Source organism: Williamsia muralis NBRC 105860, from assembly GCF_001598915.1.
In the GTDB taxonomy this organism is placed as follows: domain Bacteria; phylum Actinomycetota; class Actinomycetes; order Mycobacteriales; family Mycobacteriaceae; genus Williamsia; species Williamsia muralis.
This window is the reverse complement of sequence record NZ_BDAP01000001.1, coordinates 425,738-451,705: the sequence shown is the minus strand read 5'-3', so window position 1 is coordinate 451,705 and position 25,968 is coordinate 425,738. Positions and strand designations below refer to the sequence as shown.

General features: G+C 62.4%; 22 protein-coding genes and 4 pseudogenes. 13 read left to right on the top strand and 13 right to left on the bottom strand.

From position 1 onward, the window contains the following. Positions 1 to 411: 411 nt before the first annotated feature. Together WIMU1_RS02170 and WIMU1_RS26605 are read right to left on the bottom strand one after the other, a co-directional pair. Complete coding sequence (locus tag WIMU1_RS02170; RefSeq protein WP_062794956.1) at positions 412 to 795, bottom strand: Lsr2 dimerization domain-containing protein; 384 nt, start codon at positions 793 to 795, stop codon at positions 412 to 414. 219 nt (positions 796 to 1,014) lie between these two features. Continuing rightward, positions 1,015 to 1,143, bottom strand: a complete 129-nt coding sequence (locus WIMU1_RS26605) for a hypothetical protein (RefSeq protein ID WP_255283859.1) — start codon at positions 1,141 to 1,143, stop codon at positions 1,015 to 1,017. 571 nt (positions 1,144 to 1,714) lie between these two features. Here WIMU1_RS26605 and WIMU1_RS02160 point away from each other — a divergent pair. From WIMU1_RS02160 to WIMU1_RS02140, 5 genes are read left to right on the top strand one after another with little or no spacing between them, the layout of a single operon-like run. Next, on the top strand, positions 1,715 to 1,954 hold the full coding sequence (locus tag WIMU1_RS02160) for a hypothetical protein (RefSeq protein ID WP_120802865.1): 240 nt from the start codon (positions 1,715 to 1,717) through the stop codon (positions 1,952 to 1,954). Then, positions 1,951 to 2,892: an ABC transporter ATP-binding protein gene (locus tag WIMU1_RS02155; protein WP_062794953.1), complete on the top strand. Its 942-nt coding sequence runs from the start codon at positions 1,951 to 1,953 to the stop codon at positions 2,890 to 2,892. Before WIMU1_RS02160 ends, WIMU1_RS02155 begins: the two co-directional genes overlap by 4 nt. Then, a complete protein-coding gene (locus WIMU1_RS02150; RefSeq protein ID WP_062794952.1) occupies positions 2,889 to 3,707 on the top strand; it encodes an ABC transporter permease in 819 nt (272 codons plus the stop codon). The genes WIMU1_RS02155 and WIMU1_RS02150 overlap by 4 nt, the downstream gene beginning before the upstream one ends. Beyond that, positions 3,704 to 4,861: a sensor histidine kinase gene (locus WIMU1_RS02145; protein WP_062794951.1), complete on the top strand. Its 1,158-nt coding sequence runs from the start codon at positions 3,704 to 3,706 to the stop codon at positions 4,859 to 4,861. The genes WIMU1_RS02150 and WIMU1_RS02145 overlap by 4 nt, the downstream gene beginning before the upstream one ends. Further along, a complete protein-coding gene (locus tag WIMU1_RS02140) occupies positions 4,858 to 5,478 on the top strand; it encodes a response regulator transcription factor (RefSeq protein ID WP_245969152.1) in 621 nt (206 codons plus the stop codon). Before WIMU1_RS02145 ends, WIMU1_RS02140 begins: the two co-directional genes overlap by 4 nt. Before the next feature lie 23 nt (positions 5,479 to 5,501). Here WIMU1_RS02140 and WIMU1_RS02135 read toward each other — a convergent pair whose 3' ends face one another. After that, the gene (locus tag WIMU1_RS02135; protein ID WP_084247951.1) at positions 5,502 to 7,103 is read right to left on the bottom strand and encodes an MFS transporter; all 1,602 of its coding nucleotides are present in this window, start codon (positions 7,101 to 7,103) and stop codon (positions 5,502 to 5,504) included. Between the two features lie 101 nt (positions 7,104 to 7,204). Between WIMU1_RS02135 and WIMU1_RS02130 the strand changes: the two genes are divergently transcribed. Further along, positions 7,205 to 7,888 (top strand): TetR/AcrR family transcriptional regulator, encoded by a 684-nt coding sequence (locus WIMU1_RS02130; protein ID WP_062794949.1) that lies wholly within the window; start codon positions 7,205 to 7,207, stop codon positions 7,886 to 7,888. A 463-nt stretch (positions 7,889 to 8,351) separates the two neighbouring features. Here WIMU1_RS02130 and WIMU1_RS02125 read toward each other — a convergent pair. From WIMU1_RS02125 to WIMU1_RS02100, 5 genes and pseudogenes are all read right to left on the bottom strand, one after another. Beyond that, positions 8,352 to 9,110, bottom strand: a pseudogene (locus tag WIMU1_RS02125) (acetyl-CoA C-acyltransferase); the annotation flags it as partial. Positions 9,111 to 9,795: 685 nt separating this feature from the next. After that, positions 9,796 to 10,641, bottom strand: coding sequence for a siderophore-interacting protein (locus tag WIMU1_RS02115; RefSeq protein WP_062794947.1), 846 nt, complete (start codon positions 10,639 to 10,641; stop codon positions 9,796 to 9,798). A gap of 594 nt (positions 10,642 to 11,235) precedes the next feature. After that, the gene (locus tag WIMU1_RS02110) at positions 11,236 to 12,723 is read right to left on the bottom strand and encodes a flavin-containing monooxygenase (protein WP_120802869.1); all 1,488 of its coding nucleotides are present in this window, start codon (positions 12,721 to 12,723) and stop codon (positions 11,236 to 11,238) included. Between the two features lie 98 nt (positions 12,724 to 12,821). Continuing rightward, on the bottom strand, positions 12,822 to 13,451 hold the full coding sequence (locus tag WIMU1_RS02105) for a 3-oxoacid CoA-transferase subunit B (RefSeq protein ID WP_062794946.1): 630 nt from the start codon (positions 13,449 to 13,451) through the stop codon (positions 12,822 to 12,824). Continuing rightward, a complete protein-coding gene (locus WIMU1_RS02100) occupies positions 13,448 to 14,239 on the bottom strand; it encodes a CoA transferase subunit A (protein WP_062794945.1) in 792 nt (263 codons plus the stop codon). Before WIMU1_RS02100 ends, WIMU1_RS02105 begins: the two co-directional genes overlap by 4 nt. A gap of 291 nt (positions 14,240 to 14,530) precedes the next feature. Here WIMU1_RS02100 and WIMU1_RS02095 point away from each other — a divergent pair, with 291 nt between their 5' ends. The 7 genes and pseudogenes from WIMU1_RS02095 (at position 14,531) to WIMU1_RS02065 (ending at position 19,703) form a co-directional block, all read left to right on the top strand. After that, positions 14,531 to 15,403 (top strand): phytanoyl-CoA dioxygenase family protein, encoded by an 873-nt coding sequence (locus WIMU1_RS02095; RefSeq protein WP_062794944.1) that lies wholly within the window; start codon positions 14,531 to 14,533, stop codon positions 15,401 to 15,403. Between the two features lie 29 nt (positions 15,404 to 15,432). Beyond that, positions 15,433 to 16,458 carry an alpha/beta hydrolase gene (locus WIMU1_RS02090; RefSeq protein WP_245969153.1) on the top strand — a complete coding sequence of 342 codons (1,026 nt, stop codon included), beginning with the start codon at positions 15,433 to 15,435 and terminating at the stop codon, positions 16,456 to 16,458. Positions 16,459 to 16,642: 184 nt separating this feature from the next. After that, positions 16,643 to 17,063 (top strand): annotated as a pseudogene (locus WIMU1_RS25715) (AMP-binding enzyme); the annotation flags it as partial. Positions 17,064 to 17,174: 111 nt separating this feature from the next. Then, positions 17,175 to 17,626: pseudogene (locus WIMU1_RS26595) on the top strand (DUF3556 domain-containing protein); the annotation flags it as partial. Then, a pseudogene (locus WIMU1_RS26860) lies at positions 17,610 to 17,777 on the top strand (hypothetical protein); the annotation flags it as partial. The pseudogenes WIMU1_RS26595 and WIMU1_RS26860, both read left to right, overlap by 17 nt. Before the next feature lie 106 nt (positions 17,778 to 17,883). Next, positions 17,884 to 18,669, top strand: a complete 786-nt coding sequence (locus WIMU1_RS02070; RefSeq protein WP_062794940.1) for a PucR family transcriptional regulator — start codon at positions 17,884 to 17,886, stop codon at positions 18,667 to 18,669. A 140-nt stretch (positions 18,670 to 18,809) separates the two neighbouring features. Beyond that, entirely contained in the window at positions 18,810 to 19,703 is an 894-nt protein-coding gene (locus WIMU1_RS02065) for a phytanoyl-CoA dioxygenase family protein (protein ID WP_062795710.1), read from the top strand. 27 nt (positions 19,704 to 19,730) lie between these two features. Here WIMU1_RS02065 and WIMU1_RS02060 read toward each other — a convergent pair whose 3' ends face one another. The 5 genes from WIMU1_RS02060 to WIMU1_RS02040 form a co-directional block, all read right to left on the bottom strand. Further along, positions 19,731 to 19,997, bottom strand: coding sequence for an SDR family oxidoreductase (locus WIMU1_RS02060; RefSeq protein ID WP_255283867.1), 267 nt, complete (start codon positions 19,995 to 19,997; stop codon positions 19,731 to 19,733). Between the two features lie 142 nt (positions 19,998 to 20,139). Continuing rightward, positions 20,140 to 21,444 carry an aspartate aminotransferase family protein gene (locus WIMU1_RS02055; protein WP_062794938.1) on the bottom strand — a complete coding sequence of 435 codons (1,305 nt, stop codon included), beginning with the start codon at positions 21,442 to 21,444 and terminating at the stop codon, positions 20,140 to 20,142. 80 nt (positions 21,445 to 21,524) lie between these two features. Beyond that, positions 21,525 to 22,787 (bottom strand): Glu/Leu/Phe/Val family dehydrogenase, encoded by a 1,263-nt coding sequence (locus WIMU1_RS02050; protein ID WP_307714045.1) that lies wholly within the window; start codon positions 22,785 to 22,787, stop codon positions 21,525 to 21,527. A gap of 31 nt (positions 22,788 to 22,818) precedes the next feature. Then, a complete protein-coding gene (locus WIMU1_RS02045; RefSeq protein WP_062794936.1) occupies positions 22,819 to 24,438 on the bottom strand; it encodes a long-chain-fatty-acid--CoA ligase in 1,620 nt (539 codons plus the stop codon). 3 nt (positions 24,439 to 24,441) lie between these two features. Then, entirely contained in the window at positions 24,442 to 25,932 is a 1,491-nt protein-coding gene (locus tag WIMU1_RS02040) for an aldehyde dehydrogenase family protein (protein ID WP_062794935.1), read from the bottom strand. Positions 25,933 to 25,968: the final 36 nt, after the last annotated feature.

Genomic DNA, 25,968 nt, shown 5'->3' with positions numbered 1-25,968 from the left:
ATGCAAACACGAGATCCGTCGACATCCCACGCTAGGGCGTGAAGCTCTGCTGACTGAACCCTACGCGCATCTAACCGGGCGTGGGGTGTCGGTGGGTGCGACCGGTCCAGTTCAGTGACGCGGTACTGACGCTGCCCGGAGCACATAGCCGGCCTAGTGTAACTTCGGCGAGCAGATGCGCGTACAGTCGACGCTAAGTCAAAATAGTTGCCGCGGCATTACTTTGACCAGGTGTTCGGGTTCAAACCCAACAGGTCTGATGCTACTTCTTTTCTCACGGTCGCGATCGACAGATCGACGCCGTCGTGGTTTGTCATGAGTTTGACAAGCCTTCAGGACCCAGCCCGCTCGTCATCGCCGCTGTCTGCTCCCCGCTGTCCACAGGCCGTTTTGTTGCGGCAGTTCACCGCATCAATGGGCGCGGTTATATGCAGCTATAACGGTTTTCGACAACCGCCCGCGCTTTCCCACGCCGGCGTGCTTGTTCTCCAGCGCCCACAAGCGCATCTCACCGATCCGCGTGCGACGGCCAGGAGCGCGTGTTGGGCCCGCTGACATCGACGGACCGACACGGGCGTCAAGCAAGACGCGTGGTCTCCTGTTCGTTCGAAACGACTTCGTCAGCAACTCCGCCACCGATACCCGGCCGGCTTCAATATCTTCGAAATGTGCTGTGCTGGTGTCGAAATGGTACGCCGCTCCCCGCCAGCTCCATTCAACGGTTTGCAAATCCTCCACGTCGAGCGCAGCGCCGTCGAGGTCATCGAAGTACTGAAACACAGTTTTTTCGGCCATGAACCCTCACCATAGCCCTACACACCGCATCGCCACAGGTTCAACCGCTCACAACGGTCGACAACGCGAGCGAAACTATCGGCTCGCTCAACGAATTCTCCGGCGCGCCATATGGTCCGGATTCTCGTAGTGCGGCAACCAGATCTCAATGTCCTTCACAAGGTCAACCAGCCCGCATGCAGGCGCTTCAACACCAAAATAGTCGCTTTCTCTGCTGAGTCAGTTCTCGGAGTCGTAACGGGTGCAGATCACGATTGCCTCTTCCAATGCGGTGGCGCTACCCAGTGCGTCTTCGAGTTCGGAGCGTTCCAGGGTTACCGTGACCGGTTCGGCGGCTGTGGTCACCATGATCGTCATGCTGAACGGGCGGCGAGCGAGCCGGTTCAACAGCCCGACTGGGATACCAAGGTCGCGCGCAACCTGCTTCTGGGTGCCCGGGGCTTCTGTCAGTCGACGCTTGATCTCGACCTGCCAGAGAAAATCCTGAACCGCCTCCGTGCGAATTACATCGGATGGATCCGAGGATCGAGCCAAGCTTGCGATGTCGGCGCGTGGGCCGAGCTTGTTGAGTTGGCGCCGTTGTCTCCAACGCCGAAGCCACGTGTGCATCGGACCAGAGTAAGACTCACTCTTGTCTTCTGGGTTGCGATGTCCGCTATGAGTAGATTTCGAACGCGATGCGCTACTGACGGGACGTCTTTTGACACCGAAGGTCATCGGATCCGTTCTCGCACACTGCACGTCGTAAGTCTGGTGGCCATGGACGTGCAGTCCCCGGACTCGTCGACCAGTCGTCCACGCTTCCACGAGGTGGCCAGGATTCTATGACTTTTGTCATCAACCGTAGGTGACAAAGCGAGATGAAACCGATGATGACGTGCACTACTGGAAGAGCCTGGACTCAGCCAATGTTGTTGCTATGAACAACACACCGAACGAACCACCACTGGCCAACCTGGCCGCAGACGCCATGCGAATTGGCCCCGCACCGACACAAAGGCGCGAAGTGGCCGTCATCATTGCCACCGTCTTTGTGGCCGTTGTCATTCTCGTGGTCACCCAGCCTGGGGCGATCGGGGCGGCTGTTGCCGCGGTCGTCATCGCTGCGGTCTTCGCGGGCCGTTGGACCGTGGGCACCCGGAAGTGGGGTCAGCGATGAGCAACGTCATCACTGCACGCGGTTTGCGGCGCACGTACGGTCACGGCAGCGACGCCTTCGAGGCCGTCAAGGGCATAGACCTGGACGTCGCCGAGGGAGAAGTCTTTGCTCTCCTGGGTACCAACGGTGCCGGTAAAACATCAACCTTCGACTTGCTGGAAGGCCTATCGGCTCCCTCAGCCGGCGATGTCGAGGTCTTTGGCCTCGATCCTCGTAAGGACCGCGCGCTGATCCGACCCCACGTGGGCATCATGCTGCAGTCCGGCGGTCTGCCCGCCGAGCTCACCATCGCCGAGACTATGGCGATGTGGCGGGGAACCTGCAGCAATCCGACCACCGCCGAAGTCGTCCTGGAACAGGTCAACCTGACCGACCGGGCCCACGTCCGGGTCGGGGCACTCTCCGGTGGCGAGAAGCGCCGGGTTGACCTGGCGTGCGCGTTGGTCGGACAACCCCGGCTGCTGTTCCTCGATGAACCAACCACCGGCCTCGATCCTGAAAGTCGCCGCGCGACGTGGCAATTGCTTGCCGACCTGAAGGCCTCAGGAGTGACGATGGTACTGACCACCCACTATCTCGACGAGGCCGAGGCATTGGCGGATCGGATTGCGATCATGCACAAGGGCCAGATAGCCCGCAGGGGAACCTTGCGCGACATCGTCGACGAACACCCAGCCCGGATCGTCTTCGATCATCCCGGACTGGCGCTGCCGCCGCTGGCCGGCGCCAACGTCGACGCCCGGGCGAAGGTCACCGTCAACACCTACGACCTGCAGAACCACCTGTCGATGGTGTTGGCCTGGGCCGGCGCCCATGGCCTGCACCTCAACGGCCTCGAGGCACGAGCTGCCACGCTTGAATCAGTTTTCCTCGACGTTGCCGCCGACCCCGCCGACCCCTCGGCGTCCACACCCGACATGATCGGAGCACCACGATGACCACGCCCACCACCACCCCAACAGTCGGTTTCGGACGGCGCCCGCTGGCCTCCCTAGCCAAGGCCGAGTACAAACAATTCCTCCGCAACAAGACGCTGGTCGTCATGGGAACGGTGTTTCCGGTAGCCCTACCGCTGGTCACGTTCTTCATCGCCCGAAACGATGCCGGCGTCACCACCGAGGTCGCCACCACAGGTCTGGAGATGTTCGCCCTGATGGCGTTTCTATTCGTGACCTATTACTCGGTCCTGTCCATGATCACCACCCGCCGCGGCGAGGGGGTGCTCAAGCGACTGCGCACCGGCGAGGCGTCAGACTGGCAGATTCAAACCGCGCCTGCGGTACCCGGCGCGCTACTCACCCTGGTGGGGGCAGCCCTCGTCGGTGGGGTGATCTACGGGTTCGGCGCTCCCGCACCAATCAACCCGATCGCACTGGGTATCGCACTCGTCGCCGGGATCATCATCTTCTCGCTCCTGGGTCTGGCGACGAGCGCGGTCACCAAAAACGCTGAAGCAGCACAGATCACTTCACTCCCGGTGATGATGCTCGCGATGATCGGCTTGGCATCGATCCGCGACACTCTCCCCGACAAACTCGCCGACGCGGTCTCCTGGACCCCGTTCGCTGCACTGTCTGATCTGATCTCGCTCGGCGCATCAGGCTCGCCGGCAACCGCAGCAGAAACCGACCCGGCACTCGATTTCACAGGCACCTTCACAGAGATGACCCAACCCCTTGCCACACTGGGTGTATGGACGGCCCTGGCGTTGGCAATAGTCGCAACAAGCTTTCGCTGGGACGACCGCGGATGAACCGAATGGCCTCCTGGTGGCATGAGCTCTCCGGGCCGGCGAAGTTCCGGCTCTATACCCAGCTCACGCTTCAGGTGGCAGTCGCTGGTGTGGCGGTCGTTTCGGCGACCGCCATTCCTGGCGCGCCGTGGGCGTCGGCCGGAATGATCGTTTCCGGGGTCGCCGCCATCTTCGCAATACAAGCACAACCCGAAGTCGCCATAGCGAGGACCTTTGTCATCCGCCGGTGGGCTCTGCCGCTGGCCGCAGTGATGCTGTTTGCGGTGTGGGCAGCCGCCGCGGTCGCCGCCAACATCTCGACCGCCCAGTCTGATCTCGATGCGACACGCACGACGGGCATCTTCGCCACTGTGCTGGCGTCGCTGTCGTTCGTTCCGTTCCTCCACCACAGGTGGTGGGTAGTAGTCGGCATCAGTGTCGCGACCGGAGCCGCCTTCGGCCAATCTCCGACAGACATAGCCCAATTGACGGCAATCACGTTCGTCATCGCCGCGTTCATCGTCGGCACAACACTGCTGACTCTGTGGGGTCTGCAAGTGGTCGACGAACTCGAACGTGCCAAAGACGTCGAGGCACGTCTACAGGTGGCCGAGGAGCGGCTGCGTTTCGCGCGCGATCTCCACGATGTCGTCGGCCGCGGATTCTCGGCAATTGCAGTCAAAAGTGAACTCGCGGCAACACTCTCCCGCGCCGGCGCCGCCGACCGGGCCGCTCTCGAGATGGACGAGGTGAAGGGTTTGGCCGTGGAGTCGATGGACCAGATGCGCCACTTGGTCCGCGGCTACCGCGATATCAACCTCGACGGCGAAGTTGCCGGCGCTCGCTCGCTACTGGCTGCAGCCGGATGCAAACTGCTCGTCGAGGGCGACCCCGAGATGGTGCCCACGCAGTTTCACGAAGTCGCCGCGTGGGTGGTACGCGAAGGCGCCACCAACATCGTCAGACATTCTTCCGCCACCTCGGCGACCCTCTCCATCGGCGCTGCGGGCATGACGCTGCACAACAATGGCACAACCGGGGATTCCATCCACAACACCGACGGGCACACCGGACTTAAAGGCCTGTCTGAACGTCTCGCCCAGGTCGGCGCATCGCTCACCGCGTCCGCATCCGACAACGCATTCAGCCTCGAAATACAATGGGAGAAAACGTGATTCCAGTCCTGCTGGCGGACGACGAAACGCTCATCCGGACGGCCATGGCCGCCATGCTCGACCTCGAAGACGACCTCGACGTCGTCGGAAGTGTCGAATCGGGCGAACAGCTCCTGGCCCTGTGGCGCCGCCGAATCACAAACGGCGACCAACCCGCCGTGGCCGTCATCGACCTGCAAATGCCCGGTATCGACGGAATCGACACCGCCGCTGAGATTCTCACGCTCACCCCCGGCGCCGGAATCCTCATCGTCACCAGCCACGGTCGCCCCGGATACCTCAAACGCGCTCTCACCACCGGAGTTCGCGGCTTCCTACCCAAGACAACATCAGCAGCAACACTCGCCGATGTGATCCGCGCCGTCAACAACGGCGGCCGCCACGTCGACCCGCAGTTGGCCGCCGATGCCATCAGCACAGGAAACACGGTGCTCACCGCGCGCGAGGCAGACGTCCTCGAGTTCGCCCTCGACGGCGCCTCCACCGAAGAAATCGCGGTCCGCGCCCACTTATCCGTGGGGACCACCCGCAACTACCTGTCTACAGCTATGGCGAAACTAGCCGCATCCAACCGGTATGAAGCAGCCCTTAAAGCACGCAAGTACGGGTGGATCTAACCCCTACCGACTGTGGAGCCTGGCTAGCTGTCGACCACCGACGTGCCCCCCGGCACCTTCGCGTTGTTGTCGTCGGGGTCGCCGCCAACCGGCGCAACGGGGTGGGCAGGCAGGTAGATCAGGGTGAGCACTGCCGCGACGGCCGTCACCACGCCCGCGACCACGCAACCGGTGGTGAAACCATCCACAAAGCTCAGCCGGGCAGTGTCGGCCAGTCGAGCTCCCACGTCGATGCCGAGTTGTCCTAGCGTCGCTGCCGCCTGTTCGGACGCTGCGAGGGCCGCTCCCACCGACTCTCGTGCCGGTTCCTGTAGCTGCTCTGGGAGCGACTCGGTGTGCAGGTGGTCGCGGTACACCGAGAGCGCCACCGACCCGATGACCGCGACACCCAGGGTCCCACCCAGTTCGCGGGTGGCGTCGTTGACCGCCGAACCCATACCCGCTTTCTCCGGCGACACGACACCCATGATCGCCTCTGTTGCAGGCGTACTCGTCAATCCGATTCCCGCACCGAGCAACACCATCTGACCGACGATGGTCCAGTAGCCGGTGTCGATGGACAGTGTCGACGCCCACCCGAAGGCCGCACTGAGCGACACCAGACCCAGCGCTACAACCACCTTCGATCCGATGAGAACCGCGAGCCGCGGACCGAGGACCGAGGCGACCGCAATCGACCCGGCAACGGGCAACATTCGCACGCCGGTCTCGAGAGCCCCGTAGTCGCGTACGGACTGAAAATACTGTGTCACCAGGAAGATGAAGCCGAAGAGCGCAAAGAACGCACTGGTGACCGCACCGCTCGCCGCGGTGAAACGGAGGTTGGTGAACAATCGAACGTCGAGCATCGGATGCTCCACGCGAATCTCATGCAGCACGAAGACAGCCAGAATGATTGCCGCGATTGCGAACCCGATCAGCGTCGGAACCGACGCCCACCCACGATCGGGCGCTTCGATGATCGAGTAGACGAGCGTCCCGAGCGCAACGGTCGACAACACCAAACCCACGTAGTCGAGTGGAGGGGTGGCCGGGTCGCGGGAGTCGGGTACGAACCGGACGGCGAACAGCAGTGTCCCCGCTGCGGCCGCGCCGTTGAACACCAAAATTGATCCCCACCAGAATGATTCGAGCAGCGCACCTCCGACCACCGGCCCTACCGCGACAGACAGGCCGGTCGCAGCGCCCCACAAACCCAGCGCCTTGACCCGTTCGGAGCGCTCGGTGAACACGTTGGCCAGGATCGACAGGGTCACCGGGTACACCATCGCCGCGGCGACACCGGCCACCGCCCGCCACACGATGAGGGTGGTGGAATCGCTGCTCAGCGCACCGCCCATCGACGCGATCAGGAACACCCCCAGACCGATCAGCAGCATAGGCCGGCGGCCGAAGCGATCACTCAACGAACCGCCCGCCAGCACCAGTGCCGCGAACGCCAGATTGAAGGCGTCGACGATCCACAGCAGATCCCGAGTCGACGCACCGATCTCGGTGGCCAGGGTCGGCAGCGCGATGTTGATGATCGTCGTCGAGACGTTCACGACGAACACCGCCAGGCACAGTGTGATCAGTACGGCGGTTTTGTTGACGGACCTGGTCGAGGACTGGCGCAGGGTCAGCATAATGAAGTTATAGCACGGCGGCAGCACGATTCACACCGACGCCGTTGACCGGGGCCACTCGGTTGAGTGGGCCATCACCGACGGTGTGAAACCATGTCCTGGTGGCAAGCGCACAGGAGCACAACCCATCCGAGCCCACCGACTCGGTGCGTGAACGCCTGATCCGGTCGACCGTAGATCTGCTGGCCGAGTTCGGCCCCGAGCAGTTGAAAGTCCGGACGATCACCGACGCCGCCGGCGTCTCCACCATCGCCGTCTACCACCATTTCGGCGGATTGAAAGAACTCCTGCAGGCTGTGGTGGCCCACGGATATGCAGACTTGGCAGCGGCCATGAAGGCCGCATCCCAGGCCGACGCGGACCCCGGGGTGCAGTTGTTCGCCATCGCGCTGTCCACCCGTAGCGTGGCCCAAAGCAATGCCCACCTCTACGACATGATGTTCGGCTTGTCCACGCGAGGCACCTATCGATACGTCGGATCCCCCGAGAACAAGACCGCCAGCGGCTTCGCGACCGCATACGCAGTGCTGGTTGAGGCCTGCGAGCGGTTGGCGCAATCGGGTCGGGTCTCGGTCAACGACAGCAGCCAGATCGCCGCCGAGTTGTGGAGTGCCGTCCACGGTTTCGTCACCCTCGAGATGGCCGGGCACTTCGCCCACTTCGCCGACCCGGTATCGATGGTGTTGCGGCCCATGGCCGTCAACCACTTCGTCGGCATGGGTGACGAACGCGCCCGCGCCGAATCAAGTGCCGACCGAGCCATGCTGTGGTGGTCACAGCAGTAGCCGAAGCATTGGAGCACAACCCGTTCAGGGCCCACGCAGTCCAGCCAGGTGAGGTCGGCTCATTCCGCTGATGGGTTGCACCACCTACATCGTTCAATGAAGCCGGAGACTGGCTGGGCTTCCGCGTTAACTGGTTCTAGCAGCGGCAGCCTCGGGCCGAAGGCTCGGTGTCCCCAGCCCGACATAAACAGAGATTACCGGCGCGGTGGGTCTGGCAGGCCCCGTGCAACCCCGCCGGACGAACACACGCCAGATCACAGTCTGCAAGTTCCTGCCCATTTTCGCGTCACGGAGCCAATCTGAGCCAACTGGTTCTAGCGGCCGATTACTCCTCGACACCGGCTCATCTTGGACCAGCGCTGAACTGTCGATTACGTAATCGACTGCTGTTCAGCATATTCCGTCGCAACTTAGAGAATGGCCGGAGTGTGGTATTGCATGGCCAAGAAGGGGAGGTGACATGTTAGGTGGCCCGTTCGAAGACCGCGGCAAGACCCTGCCCACCACCGATACACATGGTCTCCAGGGCATACCGGCCCTCTCGACGGTCCAGTTCGCGCAGCAGGGTCGCCAGAATCCGCGCACCCGTGGCCCCGACCGGATGACCCAGTGAGATGCCCGACCCGTGTGGATTGAGTCGCTCATCGTCGGCGTCGATCCCCCATGCATGCAGAACGGCCAGCACCTGCGCCGCAAAAGCCTCGTTCAGCTCGATCACGTCCATGTCCCCGAGCGTGAGGTCAATTCGGTCCAGCACCTTCTCGACCGCACCCACCGGTCCGAAACCCATCCGCCCCGGCTCCACCCCGGTTGACGCCCACCCGGCCAACCGGGCGAGCGGACGCAGTCCGAGCGCCGCTGCCTTCGCCGGGGTCGTCACCACACACGCTGCAGCACCATCGTTCTGACCACTGGCGTTCCCCGCAGTCACCGTCGCGTCGACATCGACTGCACGCCGGATCGGCCGCAAGGCCGCCAGCGACTCAATCGTGGTGCCTGCACGTGGGTGCTCATCTCGATCGACCATCACAGCGGCCCCCCGCCGTTGCGGCACCTCGACGCCGACGATCTCTTCCGCGAACACACCGCTGTTTTGCGCGGCAACGGCCCGTCGGTGCGATTGGACAGCCAAAGCATCCTGGTCGGCGCGACTGATGCCGAACTCGGCACGCAGGTTCTCCGCGGTCTCGATCATCCCGCCCGGGACAGGGAAGTTGGCGCCAGGCGCCCGCAACCACGCGGGTTGCAAGATGTTGGCGCAGTGGTTCACCAAACGATGACTGTGTCGCCGAAGGCAAAACCCGAGCCGGGTACTTCACGCATAGAGCGTGCCAAGACGACCCGGGGATGTCGGCCAACTCGGTGTCGTCCAGACCCGCGATGCACCTGGGCCGCAACAAACGCGGTGGCTACCGCCTTGAGAACGTCACCGGTTACGTAGATTCCATTGGTGCTCAGCGCCACCCACCCGGACAGATCAGCCAATGTGTCCGGAAAGTCGGTGACACAGAGGGCATTCGCGTTCCTGATGTCCTTCGACGTCACGCACCGGCGGATGACACTCTCTCAGATTTCTCGTCGCACGGGTTTACCGGTTGCCTGCCACCACATTCCGGCTCCTCGACCGACTTGAAGCGATAGATGCCGTCGAGCGGAGCAACGACGAGAAGTACAGCTCCCAGTTTTTTCGGCCCTGATACTAGGCATTCTTGCGCCGACGCATGACGTGATCGGCATGTGCACCAGGCCATTGCTGGTTCGTCTCGCTGCGCACGCGGGAGCGATGATCAGGGTGTTCGTGCAGAGCGGCCTGAATGCACTGTGTGTTGAAGAAGTCTAGTCGCCGACGATATTGCATCCTCACTGGCTTCTTAAGGAGGGCGCGTGGCTGTGCCTGCGTGGTGCATTCAGACGACACTCCCCGCAGCCTCCCTAGCGGTCAGTTGCGCCTTCCATTGGCGGAAACCTTCCTCGGTCCGGCCACGACGCCAGTACCCCGATATCGAGGCGTGGGTCGCGGGAACACCGCGATCTTTCCGGATGTAGGCGCGCAGGTTGTGCATGACAGCCTCGGCTTCGCCGTGGATGAACACGTGAACCGTTCCCGGCAACCACTCGGTCTCTTTGACGGCTGCGACGAGCGGTGCGTTGGCGCCGGTTTTGTCGTCACCCGCCTCGTCCGAGGACCCGCCCCGGTGCAGCCAGGTGATCTCGGCAGTGTCGGGAGCGACGAGGTCCACGTAGTCCTCGGGTCCGGCGACCTCGATGAATGCCTTGACCACGGTACCGTCCGGCATCGATTCGAGCGCAGCGGCAAGCCCGGGCAGCCCCGCCTCGTCAGAACCCAGCAGGTGCCAGTCGACGTCGCTGCGCGGCCGGTAACTGCTGCCGGGGCCGAGGAACCTGACCACCTCGCCCGGTCGCGCGGTCGCGGCCCACGGACCCGCAAGACCTTCGGTGCCGTGGACCACGAAATCGATGACTATCTCGCGGGCCGCGGTGTCAACTCGACGGACGGTGTACGTACGCAGAACCGGCTGTTGTTCGGGGCCAAAGTCTTCCCGGATCCGATCGAGATCAAAGGGTTCCGGGTACTGCACACCCGCAGCCGGGAGAAGGATTTTAACGTACATATCCGTGTCATCTACCGATGTGAACTCGTCGAATCCGGGCCCACCCAAATACACACGCACCATGTGAGGGGTGAGCTGTACGGTTCGCTGCACCGTCATGGTGTTGAGCTTCTTTGCCATACGTCCTAATTCCTCTCATCGCCATGATCTTGAGTCCGGCCCCTGCGCATGCAGCCATCTGGTCCGCGTGCCCAGCGCACGAACGTTCCGTTCTCTCCTCGATGCCCATCTCGACGTTGTCCGAGTGACCACGCCTTTGCACCCGAACGTCGAGGCAGTGTACGGAATCAGAGTCGATATACACGTTCGAGCTGCTTGGGTCGGCCACTTCCGTGGGAGCCGCTAAGGGACCCTGTGTAGGCGCCACTCGAATAATTGATTAAAGGTTTGGTCGTGACATCTCAAACGAATTCGCGGCGGGCACCTACGCTCTCGCCTTGCCCCGCTGACGGTCGGTGACATGACGCAAGCCGCGGTATCGGGCTGTCGCAACTCCGCTCGAGACGCTACAGATAGTCATCGACCCGAAAGAATCGCCGATTCCATACTGCTGCAACGGTCGTAGGTGAGGTCGGAGTGGGTGAACCCGGTGTCCAGTATGGCATTCAGGCTTCCCCGACCGGTACGAACTCACCGTCTACCCACGCGCATCCTGCGGCGAATGAGGTGGTGGACGGCACGATCAGGACGGTGCCCTTCTGCGATTGCTGCAAACTACACGGTTGACGTCGTCGTCGTCAGCTGTTCGTCGAACTTGAGTACGCCGTCGTCAATGGGCGCGGTCAACAACTTCTTGGTGGCCGCGTGGTTTTGCGGGTTGATCCATGGTGCACGGTCGCCCTGACGAGGCAGGACCCCGTTCGCCCGCTGGAAGTATCCGGACGTAAAACCTTCCACGAACGCTTCTTTTGGCATCGAGCTGTCACCAGGGCGTAGCGTCGGGGTGACCGACGTGGCGCCAGTCTTGTCCATGTGATTGATGAGCCTGCAAACGAACTTCGCAACCAACTCTGCCCGAATCGTCCACGACGTGTTGACATAACCGAATGCGAACGCCAGGTTCGGGATACCGGAATAGGCCAGCCCCTTGTAGGTCCACCGCTGTGAGAAGTCGATCGGTTCCCCGTCCACGACAAAGTCGACTTCACCAAGCGATACCAATTGCAAACCCGTGGCGGTAACGATGATGTCGGCGTCGATGTGTTCACCGGTTTCGAGTTCGATGCCGGTCTCGGTGAACGAACGTATGCGGCCGGTCGCCACATCTGCCTTACCGAACTTGATGGCCTGGAAGAAATCACCATCGGGGATAAGGCAGACCCGTTGATCCCAGGGCTTATACGTCGGGGTGAAGTGCTTGCTCAGATACTCGTCACCGACCAGATCGCGAATGTCCTTGAACAGGCCCGCCTTGAACTGATCCGGGCGCGACTGGGCCAGACTATACATCTTCTGCTGCCGCCGGGTGTTGCGCGCACGAACCAACGTGTAACCGACACGATCACCGAACAACTTGCGGAGCTTCAAAGCCTTCTTGTCGATCGCCTGGTCGATTGCCACGTAGGACGGCGACCGTTGCACCATAGTCACCTTCTCGGCCTTCGGGGCAAGATTCGGGATGAGGGTGATGGCGGTGGCGCCCGACCCGATCACAACAATCTTCGTGCCGGTGTAGTCCAGCTCCTCGGGCCAGTGTTGCGGATGGATCACCTGTCCGGCGAACCGGTCACGACCGGGGAACTCCGGGGTGAATCCTTCGCGGTAGTTGTAGTAACCCGAGCACATGAACAAGAACTTGCAGGTCATGTCGAAGGTCTCGCCCAGGTGATCGATCTGCACGGTCCAGAGCGCAGACTCACTCGACCACTCCGCACGGCGAACCTGGTGGCCGAACCTGATGTGCCGCTTGAGGTCATGCTCGGACACCGTCTCCCACAGGTAATCCAGAATCGAATCCCCACTCGCGATGGCACGCTCTTTGGTCCACGGCTTGAAGCCGTAGCCTAGCGTGTACATGTCGCTGTCTGAACGAATTCCCGGGTAGCGGAACAGGTCCCATGTACCACCGAGGTTGTCGCGCCCCTCGATGATCGCGAACTTCTGATTCGGCGATTCCTTCTGCAAGTGGACAGCCGCTCCGATGCCGGACAAGCCGGCACCGACGATGAGGACGTCGAGGTGTTCAATTCCGGGCTTCGTCACAGTCGCTTCCTAAGGGTGTTTGGATCCGGTCAATCGACTTGATCAAATGATCACAGCAGTATCGCGACCTGTCAAGAGCTGGCGGGTTCGTCAGATGGTCACCAGAGCAACGAGCAACCGGTGGATGATTGCAGGTGCTCACGCGTGACGCCGGGCGCGATTTCGACGACGCGCAGTCCGTCGTAGACGACGTCGATCACGGCCAGATCGGTGATGATTCGCTCCACCACGCCGCGCCCGGTGTACGGAAGTGAGCACTCCTCGAGAATCTTGGGCGATCCGTCCTTGGAGACGTGCTCCATGAGAACGATGACGCGTTTGGCGCCGTGGACCAGGTCCATTGCACCGCCCATGCCCTTCACCATTTTGCCGGGGATCAGCCAATTTGCGATGTCGCCTTTCCTCGAGACCTGCATTGCGCCGAGGATGGTCGCGTCAATCTTGCCGCCGCGGATCATCCCGAACGAGGTCGAGGAATCCACGATCGAGGCGCCGGTCTGCAAAGTGACAGTCTCTTTACCCGCGTTCACCATGTCAGGATGCTCATCACCCTCGAAGGGAGCCTCACCCATACCCAGCAGTCCGTTCTCGGACTGCAGGACGATATGGAACGCCGGCGGGACGAAGGCGGGTACGAGGGTGGGCAATCCGATGCCCAGATTCACGTACGAGCCGTCGCTGAGTTCAGCGGCGGCACGGGCGGCCATCTGTGGTCGTGTCCAGCTCATCGCAAAGCCTCCTGATGTGGCCGTGGTTGTGTCACAAGACGTTCGATGCGTTTGTCTGCGGCCTGCTCGGGCGTCAGCTCGACGACGCGGTGCACGAAGACCCCCGGGGTGTGGATGAAGTTGGGGTCGAGTTCGCCGGGTTCGACGAGTTCTTCGACCTCGGCGATGGTGATCGTGCCGCACATGGCCGCGACCGGGTTGAAGTTGCGTGCGGCGTCCCGGTAAACCAGATTGCCGTGCCGATCGCCCTTCCACGCCCGCACCAGTCCGAAGTCGGCGATGATGGCCTTCTCGAGTACGTACTCGGCAGGGCCGTGGGGGGTGTCGAAGTATTGCGTCTGCTTGGCCGGCGACGCCAGAGCAATCTGTCCGTGCGCGTCATAGCGCCACGGCAGTCCACCTTCCGCGACGTGTGTACCAACGCCGGTACGCGTGAAGAACGCCGCGATGCCAGACCCCCCTGACCGCATCCGCTCGGCAAGAGTTCCCTGTGGGGTGAGCTCGACCTCGAGCTCACCGGACAGATACTGACGAGCGAACTCCTTGTTCTCGCCCACGTACGACGACACCATCCGTCGGATCCGTCGGGCAGAGAGCAACCGTCCCAGACCCCAATCATCGACACCGCAGTTGTTCGAGACGACCTCGAGGTCGCAGATTTCCGCGCGGAGCAACGCATCGATCAGCACGGACGGAATACCGCACAGGCCGAAGCCGCCCACCGAGATCGTCACCCCGTCGGTGATGTCGGAAATCGCTTCGTCGGCCGACGAAACCACCTTGTCCATCGGAAGACTCCATTCCTGTTGCCGTGACCATGTCCAAGCTTATGATCGTTTGACTAGATCGATAGACTAATGTGACTGGTAGCGAGACGCGATGTCAACTCACCGAACTCGCCTCAGGTTTCATCAGAAGACATCAGGACAGGCCCCCAGGTCGGTTAAAGCTGCTTTTCTTCACCATCTTTGACGCCCAGCCTCTTGACACAGCAACCCGGACCGGTGAGTCTAATCAAACGACCTAATCAGATGATCCACTTCAGGGTCGTCCACCCCACGAAGTAGAGAGCACACGCCATGACCAGCACCGAATCGAAGACCGGCCTCGCGTTGCGGCACGTCGCGCCGGAAACATCTGTCGAAGAAATCCTTGAGATCGTCGAAGCCGATGGCGGCATCATCATCGAACAGTTCCTGACCGAAGACCAGGTGCGCCGGGTCAACGAGGAAATCGACGGCCCGCTCGCCGCACTCGACGCCGGCTCCAAGCACGCCGACGAGTTCGCCGCCGAGTTCCATGGCGCGCAGACAAAACGGCTGACGAACATGGTCACCTTGAGCCCGACGTTCCGCAACGAGATCATCGATCACGACCTGCTGCACGCGCTGGGTGAGGCCGTTTATCGCGAAGAATCCGGCGACTACTGGATGACGACCGCGCAAGTCATCGACATCGGCCCCGGCAACAAGGCGCAGCTTCTCCACCGCGACCTGGAAAACAACCATTTCGCGCTGACCATGGGTAAGACCGGCCCCATGGTGATGGTCAACTTCTTGATCGCCCTCACCGACTTCACAGAGGAGAACGGTGCCACCCGGATCATCCCGAAAAGCAACCACTGGGATGACTACACCGATCGCGGTACCCCCGAGATGACGATTCCGGCGGAGATGAAGGCCGGCGACGTGATCTTCTTCAACGGCAAGGTGTCTCACGGCGGCGGCGCCAACGTCACCGAGTCAGAACGTCGCCGTGGTCTGACAATTCCGTTGCAGCCGGCCTTCCTCACGCCCGAAGAGGCGTACCCGTTCCTTCTGGACCTCGAACTCGTCAAGACCTTGTCGCCGCGGGTCCAAAAGCTGCTCGGCTTCCGTTCCCTGTACCCGAAGGGTTCGCCAGGCCTGTGGCAGAGCAACTACGAGGACATCGCAGGTCTGCTCGGACTCTGAATCCCATGTCGTCTTGACTTCGAAGAGGGGTGGAACGCGCTCGCGCGTTCCACCCCGACGTCGCCTCCAAGCCGGTCGTGGTAGCGATCGGCAACTCACAGAAGGATTCATCGATGCTCGATCCCGATGCCCGAGCGGTTGCCGACGCACTGACCCGATCACTGCCGTCCCCGATACACACACTCGGTGTTGCCAGGGCACGTGAGTTGCTGGATACGCCGCCGGGCAAGACGCCACTCGTTGACCTCCACGACGTGCGAACCGTGACCGTGGATTCCGCCGGCGGCGACATCAATGTCCGGGTGTACCGTCCCTCCGATGCTCCGGACCTGCCAGCGTTGGTCTACATACACGGAGGTGGCTGGACCATCGGTGGACTCGATGGGGCCGACGATCTCTGCCGGACGCTTTCCGGCGCCGCCTCCTGCGTCGTGATATCTGTCGAATACCGTCTGGCTCCGGAAAATCCGTTTCCCGCGGGTCTGGACGACTGCGTCGCGGCGTTCAACTGGACCGCGGGCAATGCCGCTGACCTCGGTATCGACTCCGACCGCATCGCCATCGGCGGAGACAGCGCGGGTGGCAATCTGGCCATCGCGGTCTGCCAACTGGCAGTGCAGAACGGTGACCCCCTCCCCTGCTTTCAGCTCCTCGCCTACCCGCCGACGGACTTCGACTCGCATCGCCTCTCATGGACCGAGCATGCTGACGCTCCGCTGTTGACGGCCGCCGACGCCCGCTGGTTCATGTCCCTGTATCTCTCGGCCGACGAGGATCGAAGCAATCCACTGGTGTCTCCTGAGAAAGCGACGTCGCTCGCGGGACTTCCGCCGGCTCATCTCGTTCTCGCCGAGGTCGATGTGCTCCGCGACGATGGCCTGGCATTTGCCGAACGCCTGCATGCCGACGGTGTCCCCGCCAGCGTGACCCGATACCCCGGCGTTTTCCATGGTTTCTTCACCGAGGTCGGGGTCTATGCCCGCACCACGCAGGCAATCGATGAGGCAGTCGAGCGGCTGCGTCGTGCCTGGGCAGTCGGGGTCGCCACTCCGTGAGCGAGTTGCGCAAGGCCGACCAATTGCAGTGTGGACTGGAATTATAGTGCCAGTCGTCACTCCGCACTAGTCTTCGATCTGTGGTCGAGCGAACTCTCGCTCTCCATCCGATCGATTGGAAGTTCCTGTGCCCTAGTCACTTCTCGTTGCCTTCGGCACCCCGCCAGCCCGGCGCAGGAAGATCGTGATGCGCGGCTACCTCGGCCGCGACGATGAAACGGCGGCGACCATCGTCGGCGTCTGGCTACACACCGGCGGCGTCGGAATGCTCGACTCCGACGGCTACCTCACACTCGTGGACCGCATCAACGACGTGATCATTCGCGGCTGAGAGAGAACATCTAACCCAGAGAGATCGAGTCGGTACCGATGTCATATGAGTCGGTCCTCGAAGCCGCGGTCGTAGGTGTACCGAACGAGCGATACGGCGAACTCCCGGTGGCGCGTGTCGTCGTGTACCCGGACGCAACCGTCACCGCCGACGAACTCCTCGAGTTCTGTCGTCGTGCCCTCACCAAGGTGAAGGTTCCCGTCGACATCACCATCGTCGGGGATCTCCCCGCAACGCCGTAGGCAAGATCGACAAGCCGAGCCTATGTAAGTCGCTTCACCACAACAGTTTTCGACAATCCGCGCGCACGAGCGCGGCAACCTTCACCGACCCGACCGAGGCCGTCCCCTCGGGCGATGACCCGCACCCGCATCAAGGAGACATCATGGGTTTGAAAACAGCGGATTCTCCACCGGTTGATCCCGCAACATTCCTGGACACTCCCTACCTGGACCGAATAAAGGTGCTGTCCCGTCATCGGGTGGACTACGGCTTCGGCACCCCCGAAGATCACGCACTGATCCATGTCGCCCGCCTGGTGTTCTTGTACGCATTGGTCGGCGTCCTGCTCGCGACTCTGACGTCCGGACTCAACCCGCTCCACCTCACGTCGTGGTGGACCGAACCCATCGTCTACCAGAAGCTTGTCTTGTGGACCATGCTCCTCGAGGCTGTTGGATTCGGCGGGTCGGGGGGCCGCTTTCCGGACACTTCAAGCCGATGACAGGAGGTATTCTCTACTGGGCGCGTCCGAAGACCATTCGCCTCGCGCCCTGGCCAGGAAAGGTCGCATTCACCTCCGGTGACAGCCGAACACTAATTGACGTCGTCCTCTACTTCGCGCTCATCCTCAGCCTCTCGGGCGCACTGGTCCTACCAGGCGCCAACAACGAATCCCCCGACGCCGCCGTCGGATCGGACAACCAAGGGTTTGTGTCCCCCGGCGATCTTGTTCATTGCGATCGCACTCCTGATCATCGTCGGTCTTCGTGACAAGGTCATCTTCATCGCCGCTCGCGGCGAACAATATCTGCCCACGACCAGCGCACTGGTGAACCGAGCTCCGCCTCCGACCGCCATGCGGGCGCCAACAGTTGACCACGGCCGTAGTCGTCGGCAGCGGGCCATATGGGCTCGCCGCCGCGGTCACCCTCGCATCCGAAGGCCTCGATGTGCGGGGCGGCAAAGCTGCCAACACCATCAGCGGCGGTGCGCGTAGCGCCGAGCTCACCCTTCCCAGGCCTGATGCTCGACGAATGCTCCGGCTTTCCCTCGCTGCTAAGGCTTCCGGTACATTGGGTGCACCGTTGATCACGGCCGTCGACAGATCGACCGCGTGGGCGTGGCTTCCGTTTGCGGCTCCGTCGCGAAAGCTGGACCAAGAGACGCTGAGAGCGGTGGCGGCCGAAATGCCCAGTTGCCGAGTCTCGCTCGGTTTACCGGCCCTCGGGATCGCAGGTTTTCGCCGCACACACGACCAAGCCCAGACCGCCCGACGCGTCGCAATCGCGCCGGGACGATCGAGGCAGCTCGTGTCCTTCAGCGACGAAGGGATTGCGATCACGTCGATTTTGGCGGGCGACCTGGAATCGACGCGCGTCTGGGTCAACGAAGTCCTGGGCGCGTTGGCTGCTGATGACACGAATACCGAAGTACTCCGCGAAACCCTGCGCACATATCTGATCTCGGGTGAGAACGTATCCGAGACTGCCGCCTCCATGCAGCTACACCGCAACAGCGTCCGATACCGGGTCAACAAGGCACTGCCCGAATGCGGTAGCGAGAACATGGCGAACCGCATCGACATCGCCGTTGCGCTGAACGCATGCCACTTCCTTGGTCCCACCATCTTGAGGCCCGCTGCGCCAAGCCGCCGGTGAGTCGACGCCGGTCCGTTCGCGGCACCCCGGAAGTCCCACGCCCCCTCTTGACCCTGCCGATGGATTCGATCTATCCTCGTCATAGTCATTTGATCAAGTCATTCGACTACGACGACAATCTTCGGAAATGGGCGAGGCACATGAGCGACGGACTGACCACACTCCCGAGCAGCACCACGATCGACGAGGCCGTCGAGATCATCCTTCGCGACGGTGGAGTGATCATCGAAAACCTCTACACCGCGGCCACCATCGCCGGACTGCTCGCAGATCTAGAGCCCGCGCTCCAAAAAGTCCGCGGAGGCGATGACGAAGTGTTCGCCGGAACTCAAACCCGCCGCGCCGGATCACTTTTCGCACGATCTCCTCATATGGCCGACGTCGCACTGAGCCCGCTGTACCTCGGGATCTCACGGGCAATCCTACAAAAGCCGGTCGATGTCTTCTTCGGCGAGGACAGCACGCCCATCACGCCCGACATCCAGGTCGGGATGACACAGGCAATCCAAATAGCGCCGGGTCAGGGCGCACAGCCGATCCACCGCGATGACACCGTCTTCCTCTGGCGTCATCCGTCGTTCGGTCGCGAAGCGCGCGTGCAGATCATGGTCGCCGTCACCGACTTCACGAAGGAGAATGGCGGAACTCTGGTGATCCCCGGTAGCCACCTCTGGGATGACACTCGCAAACCCACTGCCGCCGAGGCGGTCTCAACCGAGATGAGGGCGGGTTCCGCGCTGATCTTCATCGGTTCCACGTACCACGGCGGCGGCAACAACACCACTGATGAACGCCGCACCGGGGTCACGATGTCTTTCGACCTGTCCACGCTGCGCCAGGAGGAAAACCAGTACCTCTCCATTCCCCTGGCTACCGTGAAAGGGTTCCCTGTCGAGCTCCAGCGCCTGCTCGGATGGTCAGCGGGCGACAACTTCATGGGCTGGATCGAAATGGAAGGCCAGATGGTCGATCCGCACAGCCTCCTCGCCCGTGACGACTACCCTTCGGCCCTCGGCGGCCTTCCGGTGTCCTGACCGGCACGAAAACTCGTTCCAAGATATTCAGGCACATCTTCCTCGCCTGGGATGCCACACTTCGGGCTGCCGCGGACGTCGGCATCGTCGAACCAACGTCTCCTGCATGTACAGGTTCGCCAGCGTTCCTCCGTCGACGATCAGGTCTGTCCCGGTGATGCCGGAAGCCAGCGGGCTCGCAAGGAACACAACCGCATTGGCGACCTCGTCGATCGTCACCATCCGCTTCATCGGTAGGCCGGCTTTCGCAGCGGTGTAGCTCGCGAAAGTTCCGTCCGCGGCGCGGGCCTCGATCGACGATGTTCACCACCGCAACGCCCGATTCCATCCGACGAGCGGCTTGCTGGATCACCAGGAACGGCGCAGTGAGCGTGGCCCCCAGTCAAGATCTCAGTACATCTACCAGCACCGGTTACGGCGACCGCACGGCAATCGATCACACTCCATCGTGGACGAGTTCGTCTACGACCTCCCCGAGAACCGCAACCGTGCGATCGACGTCGGCGACCGAGTGCTCAGTGGAGAGGAATACTTTGCCGGTTGGCAAGAACGCAACTCCCCGGGCCAGCGTTCCTGCCGTGATCCGGTCCCAGATGTCCGCCGGTGCGGCAACTGTCGAGTCTTCGGACTGGGCGACGAATGCCGCGAATGACCCGACCCTCCGCAACGTCGGGCGACAGGTCAGACGGTCGAAGACAGACTGCACGCCGGATTCGAAATAGCCCGAGACATCTTCGAGACGGTCGTAGATTCCGGGTTCGGCGAGCACCTCTTGAGTGGCCTTCACCGCCGCCAGCGCCACGGGGTTGCCGTTGTACGTTCCGGCGTGTGACACACCGCTTCGAACCTGGTCGATGAGTGTCGCGTTTCCGACGACGGCGCTTTGCGAGAACCCGCCTGCGATGGCTTTGCCGAAGGTGGAGAGATCAGGTGTCACTCCGTAACGTTCCGTGACGCCACCGCGTGCGATGCGAAAGCCGGCAATGACCTGATCGAAGATGAGGACGATGCCGTACTCGTCGCACAGCTCACGGAGACGCTCGAGATATCCGGGAGCAGGCGGGATCAGGCCGGCGTTGCTCATGATCGGATCGATCAGCACGGCTGCTATGTCGCGCTCACGAGCCTCGCTGAGGATGCGCTCTGCAGCCGAGATGTCGTTGAACTCCGTGACGACGAGGTCGCGGATCGCATTGAGGCTCTGCCCCGCACTGCTCGGTACCGCCATCTCGGCTGTGTTCTCCGCGCCCATGCTCGCGTACACCGTGTCGTGCCACCCGTGGTAACTCCTGACAAACTTGAGGATCTTGCTACGCCCGGTCCCGGCGCGCGCCAGGCGAAGTGCGATCTGCACGGCTTCGGTCCCGGAGTTGGTCCACAGCAAACGTTCGGCCCCGGGCACTGCATCAAGTACCAACTCGGCGGCCTCGAACTCCAGCGTGTGCCCCATGCCGACCATCTGCATGCGAGGAACGACCTCCATGACGGCGTCGACCACATGCGGGTGGCTGTGGCCGACGATGGTGGGCCCCCACGCCATGACGTAATCAATGAACTCGGCGCCATCGAGGTCCCACACGTGGGCGCCGCTTGCCTTCGTGACGAACAAGGGGTGCGGTTTGGTCGCGGCCCGCATACCCGAACTCACTCCTCCGCCCACGCTGAGCTTGGCACGCTCGAACGCCTCTTTTGAGGCACCCAACGAACGCAGACTGCTGTGCTTCGTATCCGAACTCGACATCAGATCACTCCTAGAGGTAAACCCTCTGATCGGGCACCGCCCACGCGATGCGTCGAAATTGCTTGTTGGTGAACGGCCACTCAGGGGTACAGGCCGCGAGCAAGGTGGGCGGTCGTGACCGTCTCGACCGCCAATGACGTCGCGGCCAATCGCAGCGGGATGTCGTGGCGGATCGCGTGATCCCTCACTCGTTCCCATGCCCGGACCATTCGTTCCTGTAGTCGGTTCTCGACTTCGTCCTCAGCCCACCAGTAAGCCTGGTTGGCCTGCACCCACTCGAAATACGAGACAATCACGCCACCCGCGTTGGCCAGGATGTCGGGAACGACGAGGTGACCTCTCGCAGTGAGGATGTCGTCTGCCGCCGGCGATGTGGGTCCGTTTGCACCCTCCACCACGACCACCGCCTGAATGCGCCGGGCATTCGACTCTGTGATGACCCCCTCGACGGCAGCCGGGATCAGCAGGTCGATCTCCAGGTACAACAAGTCATCCGACTCGTCCATCGCTTCTGACTCCGAGAAGCCCACCACCGAACCTGTTGCGTCGACGTGGGACTCCAACGCCCGGATGTTCAGGCCCTGCGATGCGTGCACGGCTCCGTACTGATCACTGACCGCCACCACCTTGACGCCCGCCTCTGCGAGGAAGCGCGCAGCTCCACGACCCACTTTGCCGAAACCCTGCACTGCAGCAGTCGACGACTCGGGCTCCAGGCCACGGTGCCGCATCGCCGCCAGTGCGACGTAGACGACGCCACGAGACGTGGCGCTGGCCCGACCGAGCGACCCGCCCAGCGCGACCGGCTTACCGGTCACGACACCGAGCACTGTATGGCCGCGGTTCACCGAGTAGGTGTCCATCATCCAGGCCATGACGTCCTCGTCCGTCCCGATGTCAGGTGCAGGGATGTCTTGTGCCGGGCCGATCATGGGCATGATCTCCGATGTGTAGCGCCGCGTCACCCGCTCGATCTCACCGCGGGAGTAGTACCTCGGATCGAACCGGACACCGCCCTTCGCGCCGCCGTATGGCACATCGACCAAAGCGCATTTCCACGTCATCCACATCGCCAGTGCACGCACCTCGTCCAGCGTCACGTCGGGACTGTATCGCAGCCCACCTTTCGACGGTCCTCGGGAAAGGTTGTGCTGCACCCGATGTCCCACCAGCAGCTCGACCGATCCGTCGTCGCGTCGGAGGGGAACGCTGACAGTCAGCTCCCGTCGTGGCGTTGCCAACATGTCGTACATCCCGGAGGAGTAGCCCAGGACCTCGACAGCGCGCGACAGCTGTGTCCGCGCATCGACGAGGGGGTTCGCCATTTCGAGTTCTACCGTCACGCCTGTTCCTGTCGAGGTCATCTTCTGGGCTTCAGCCTTGGATCCGGGTGGTCTTCTCGCTCCAGGCGTCGTCGCGGAGAACGACTTTCTGGATCTTGCCGGTGGACGTCTTGGGTAGTGCTTCAATCACCACGACCTCGCGCGGGGCCTTGTACCGGGCGATACGCACCTTGACGTGATCGACCAACTCGGGCCCGGTGATGTCGTGGCCCGCTTTGAGCACGACGTAGGCGCGGGGCCGTTCGCCCCACTTGTCGTCGGGGACTCCGATGACCGCTGTCTCGAGAACGGCTGGATGACTCATCAACGCTTGCTCGACCTCGATCGTCGAGATGTTCTCTCCGCCGGAGATCACAATATCTTTTGCGCGATCACGTAATTCGACGTATCCGTCCGGGTGGACGACGCCGAGATCGCCGGAGTGGAACCACCCACCCGCAAACGCCTTCTGCGTGCCGTCGGCGTCGTTGTAATAGCCGAGCATGACATTGTTGCCGCGCATGACGATCTCCCCCATCGTGGCGCCGTCAGCCGGTACGTCGACCATGTCGTCGTCGACGACCCGCAGACGTTCGGCTTGAATCATGCCCACGCCCTGCCGTGCCTGCAGACGCGCCCTGGTGTTCGAGTCGATGGACGACCACCCTGGTTGGGGCTGGCACACGCTATAGGGCCCGTAGGTCTCCGTGAGCCCGTAGACATGCACAATGTCGAAACCCATCTGCTCCATCTCCACTATGGTTGCCGGGCTGGGAGGCGCCCCTGCGGTAGTGATGGTGAGTGGATCGTCGAGCTTCCCGGCCCCCGGTGTGTTCAAGATGGTCGTGACGACTGTGGGCGCGCCATTGAGGTGAGTGATTCCCCTGGTACGGATTTCACGCCAGATGACGTCGCCGCGAACCTCACGCAGACACACATGGGTGCCACCGATCGCGGTGATCGCCCACGTGGTGCACCAGCCATTGCAGTGGAACATCGGCAGGGTCCACAAGTACACGGTCTGTGGTGTGAACGACGAATGGACGATCTCCCCAAACGAGTTCAGATATGCACCACGGTGCGAATACAGAACCCCTTTGGGCCGGCCGGTTGTTCCCGAGGTGTAATTGAGCGAGATGGGATCGAACTCGCCGATCTCGACGACGCGATCGCTCGAGCCCGTGTCCCGGTCGCGTAGGTCGCGATAGTCGGTAAAGCCGTATGAATCAGCGGAATCCGTTGACGTACGTGCGATCTCATCGACAGCGATCACGACCTCGCGAACTGTCGGCACCTGCTTCACAGCAGCCGCAACCGTGTCCGTGTAGTCGGCGTCGGCGATGATCATGGACGCGCCCGAATGCTCGAGGATGTAGGCGATCTCGTCACCCGACAGCCGCGTGTTGATGGCGACCAGAACCGCGCCGAGAGCCGGGACCGCGTAGTGCGCGACCAGCATTTCAGGAATGTTGGGCATCAGGTACGCGACCCGGTCTCCCCGGCCGACACCGCTGGAGGCCAACGCTCGCGACACCCGCCGGATCTCGGTGTCGAACTCCGCGTATGTCCACGATTGGGTGTCGTAGACGACCGCGGGCTTGGTCGGGAACACCCGAGCCGACCGTTCCAGGAACGATAATGGTGTCAGTTGTGTAGTCGATACCGCGTTCATGAGTCAGATCGCCATCCATGTGGTCTTCGTCGAGGTGAACTTCTCGAGGCCATGGACGCTCTTGTCGCCGCCGTGGCCGGACAATTTACGGCCACCGAACGGAACCGAGTAGTCGCCTTCTTCGAAGCAGTTGACCCACACCAGGCCGGCGTCGAGTCGACGCGAAACACGTGCTGCGCGAGACAGGTCCGCTGTCCACACCGCCGAACCCAACCCGTAGTCGGAGTTGTTCGCGATCGCGATGGCGTCGTCTTCGTCGTCGAAGGCCAGGACTGACACCACCGGGCCGAAGATCTCGTGCTGGGCCAGACGGTCGTCGGCCTGTACGCCGGTGAAGATGGCAGGTTCGACGAACCAGCCGGCCCGGTCCAGCGGCCGGTCGCTGCCGAGAACAAGCTCTGCCGAGGTTTGCTTGCCTTTGCTGATCTCAGTCAGGACCTCGTCGCGGTGACGGCGCGATGCCAATGGACCGAAGTTCGTGTCCGGGTCCAGCGGGTCGCCGATCTTCAGTGCACTGAGGTATTCGGTGACTCCGGCGACAACCTCATCGTGGATGCTGCGGTGGACCAGCAATCGTGAACCCGCGGTGCACATCTGGCCGGAGTTGAAGGCAATCGCCCAACCCGCTGTGCTGATGGCCTCCGCCATGTCGGGAGCGTCGGGGAAGATGATATTCGGCGACTTGCCCCCGAGCTCGAGCCATACCGGCTTGGCGTTGGAATCGGCCGAGTAGTGCAAGAGCTGCTTGCCGACATCCGTCGAACCCGTGAAGGTCAGAGTTGCGACGTTGTCATCGGTGGCGAGGGCGGCGCCGGTGATCGGTCCGCTGCCGGTGACGACTTGGAGCACTCCGTCGGGAAGTCCGGCTTCGGTCGCGAGCTCTGCGGCCCGGAGCACCGACAGTGGAGACTGGCTTGCCGGCTTGAGAACCACGGTATTGCCGGCCACCAGGGCGGCGGGCATCTTGAAGGTCGACAACGTCATCGGGAAGTTCCATGGGGTGATGGCCGCGACCACACCCATCGGTTCACGGGTCACCAGCGCCAGAGCATCGGCTTTTCCGCGCGGAGACTCGTCCATCAGCTTGTCGGCGAGCTCGCCGTACCAACGGATCAGACCGATGGTGGTCTTCAACTCCACGTTCCAGGCCACTGACACCGGCTTGCCCATCTCCAACGAGATGAGCAGCGCCATCTCATCGCGGTGCTGTTCGATCAGGTCAGCCCATCGGATGAGGACTTCCCCCCGCTCGCGGGGCGAGATGCGCGACCAGACTCCGCTGTCGAATGCGGCTCGAGCAGAACGCACGGCTTCGGCGACATCGTGGGCACTGGCAGCAGGCAAGTGCGTGAGGATCTCGCCGTCGCGGGGTGAGACCAGTGGGCTGGTAGCTCCCCCTTCTGCGGCCGCGCTACCACCGTTAATCCACATTCCGCTGGGCAGATTCACATCCGCGCGCAGCTTGAGCCAGTCGTCGAGTTGTGTCAGTTTCATCGAAAAGATCCAATCGGAAGTGTGAGAGGTGGTCCG

Bases quoted from the DNA above. Each gene is read 5' to 3' on its own strand.
- WIMU1_RS02170 (WP_062794956.1), bottom strand. From the start codon at position 795: ATGGCCGAAAAAACTGTGTTTCAGTACTTCGATGACCTCGACGGCGCT.
- WIMU1_RS26605 (WP_255283859.1), bottom strand. From the start codon at position 1,143: ATGGTGACCACAGCCGCCGAACCGGTCACGGTAACCCTGGAACGCTCC.
- WIMU1_RS02160 (WP_120802865.1), top strand. From the start codon at position 1,715: ATGAACAACACACCGAACGAACCACCACTGGCCAACCTGGCCGCAGAC.
- WIMU1_RS02155 (WP_062794953.1), top strand. From the start codon at position 1,951: ATGAGCAACGTCATCACTGCACGCGGTTTGCGGCGCACGTACGGTCAC.
- WIMU1_RS02150 (WP_062794952.1), top strand. From the start codon at position 2,889: ATGACCACGCCCACCACCACCCCAACAGTCGGTTTCGGACGGCGCCCG.
- WIMU1_RS02145 (WP_062794951.1), top strand. From the start codon at position 3,704: ATGAACCGAATGGCCTCCTGGTGGCATGAGCTCTCCGGGCCGGCGAAG.
- WIMU1_RS02135 (WP_084247951.1), bottom strand. From the start codon at position 7,103: ATGCTGACCCTGCGCCAGTCCTCGACCAGGTCCGTCAACAAAACCGCC.
- WIMU1_RS02115 (WP_062794947.1), bottom strand. From the start codon at position 10,641: ATGGCAAAGAAGCTCAACACCATGACGGTGCAGCGAACCGTACAGCTC.
- WIMU1_RS02105 (WP_062794946.1), bottom strand. From the start codon at position 13,451: ATGAGCTGGACACGACCACAGATGGCCGCCCGTGCCGCCGCTGAACTC.
- WIMU1_RS02100 (WP_062794945.1), bottom strand. From the start codon at position 14,239: ATGGACAAGGTGGTTTCGTCGGCCGACGAAGCGATTTCCGACATCACC.
- WIMU1_RS02095 (WP_062794944.1), top strand. From the start codon at position 14,531: ATGACCAGCACCGAATCGAAGACCGGCCTCGCGTTGCGGCACGTCGCG.
- WIMU1_RS02065 (WP_062795710.1), top strand. From the start codon at position 18,810: ATGAGCGACGGACTGACCACACTCCCGAGCAGCACCACGATCGACGAG.
- WIMU1_RS02055 (WP_062794938.1), bottom strand. From the start codon at position 21,444: ATGTCGAGTTCGGATACGAAGCACAGCAGTCTGCGTTCGTTGGGTGCC.
- WIMU1_RS02045 (WP_062794936.1), bottom strand. From the start codon at position 24,438: ATGAACGCGGTATCGACTACACAACTGACACCATTATCGTTCCTGGAA.
- WIMU1_RS02040 (WP_062794935.1), bottom strand. From the start codon at position 25,932: ATGAAACTGACACAACTCGACGACTGGCTCAAGCTGCGCGCGGATGTG.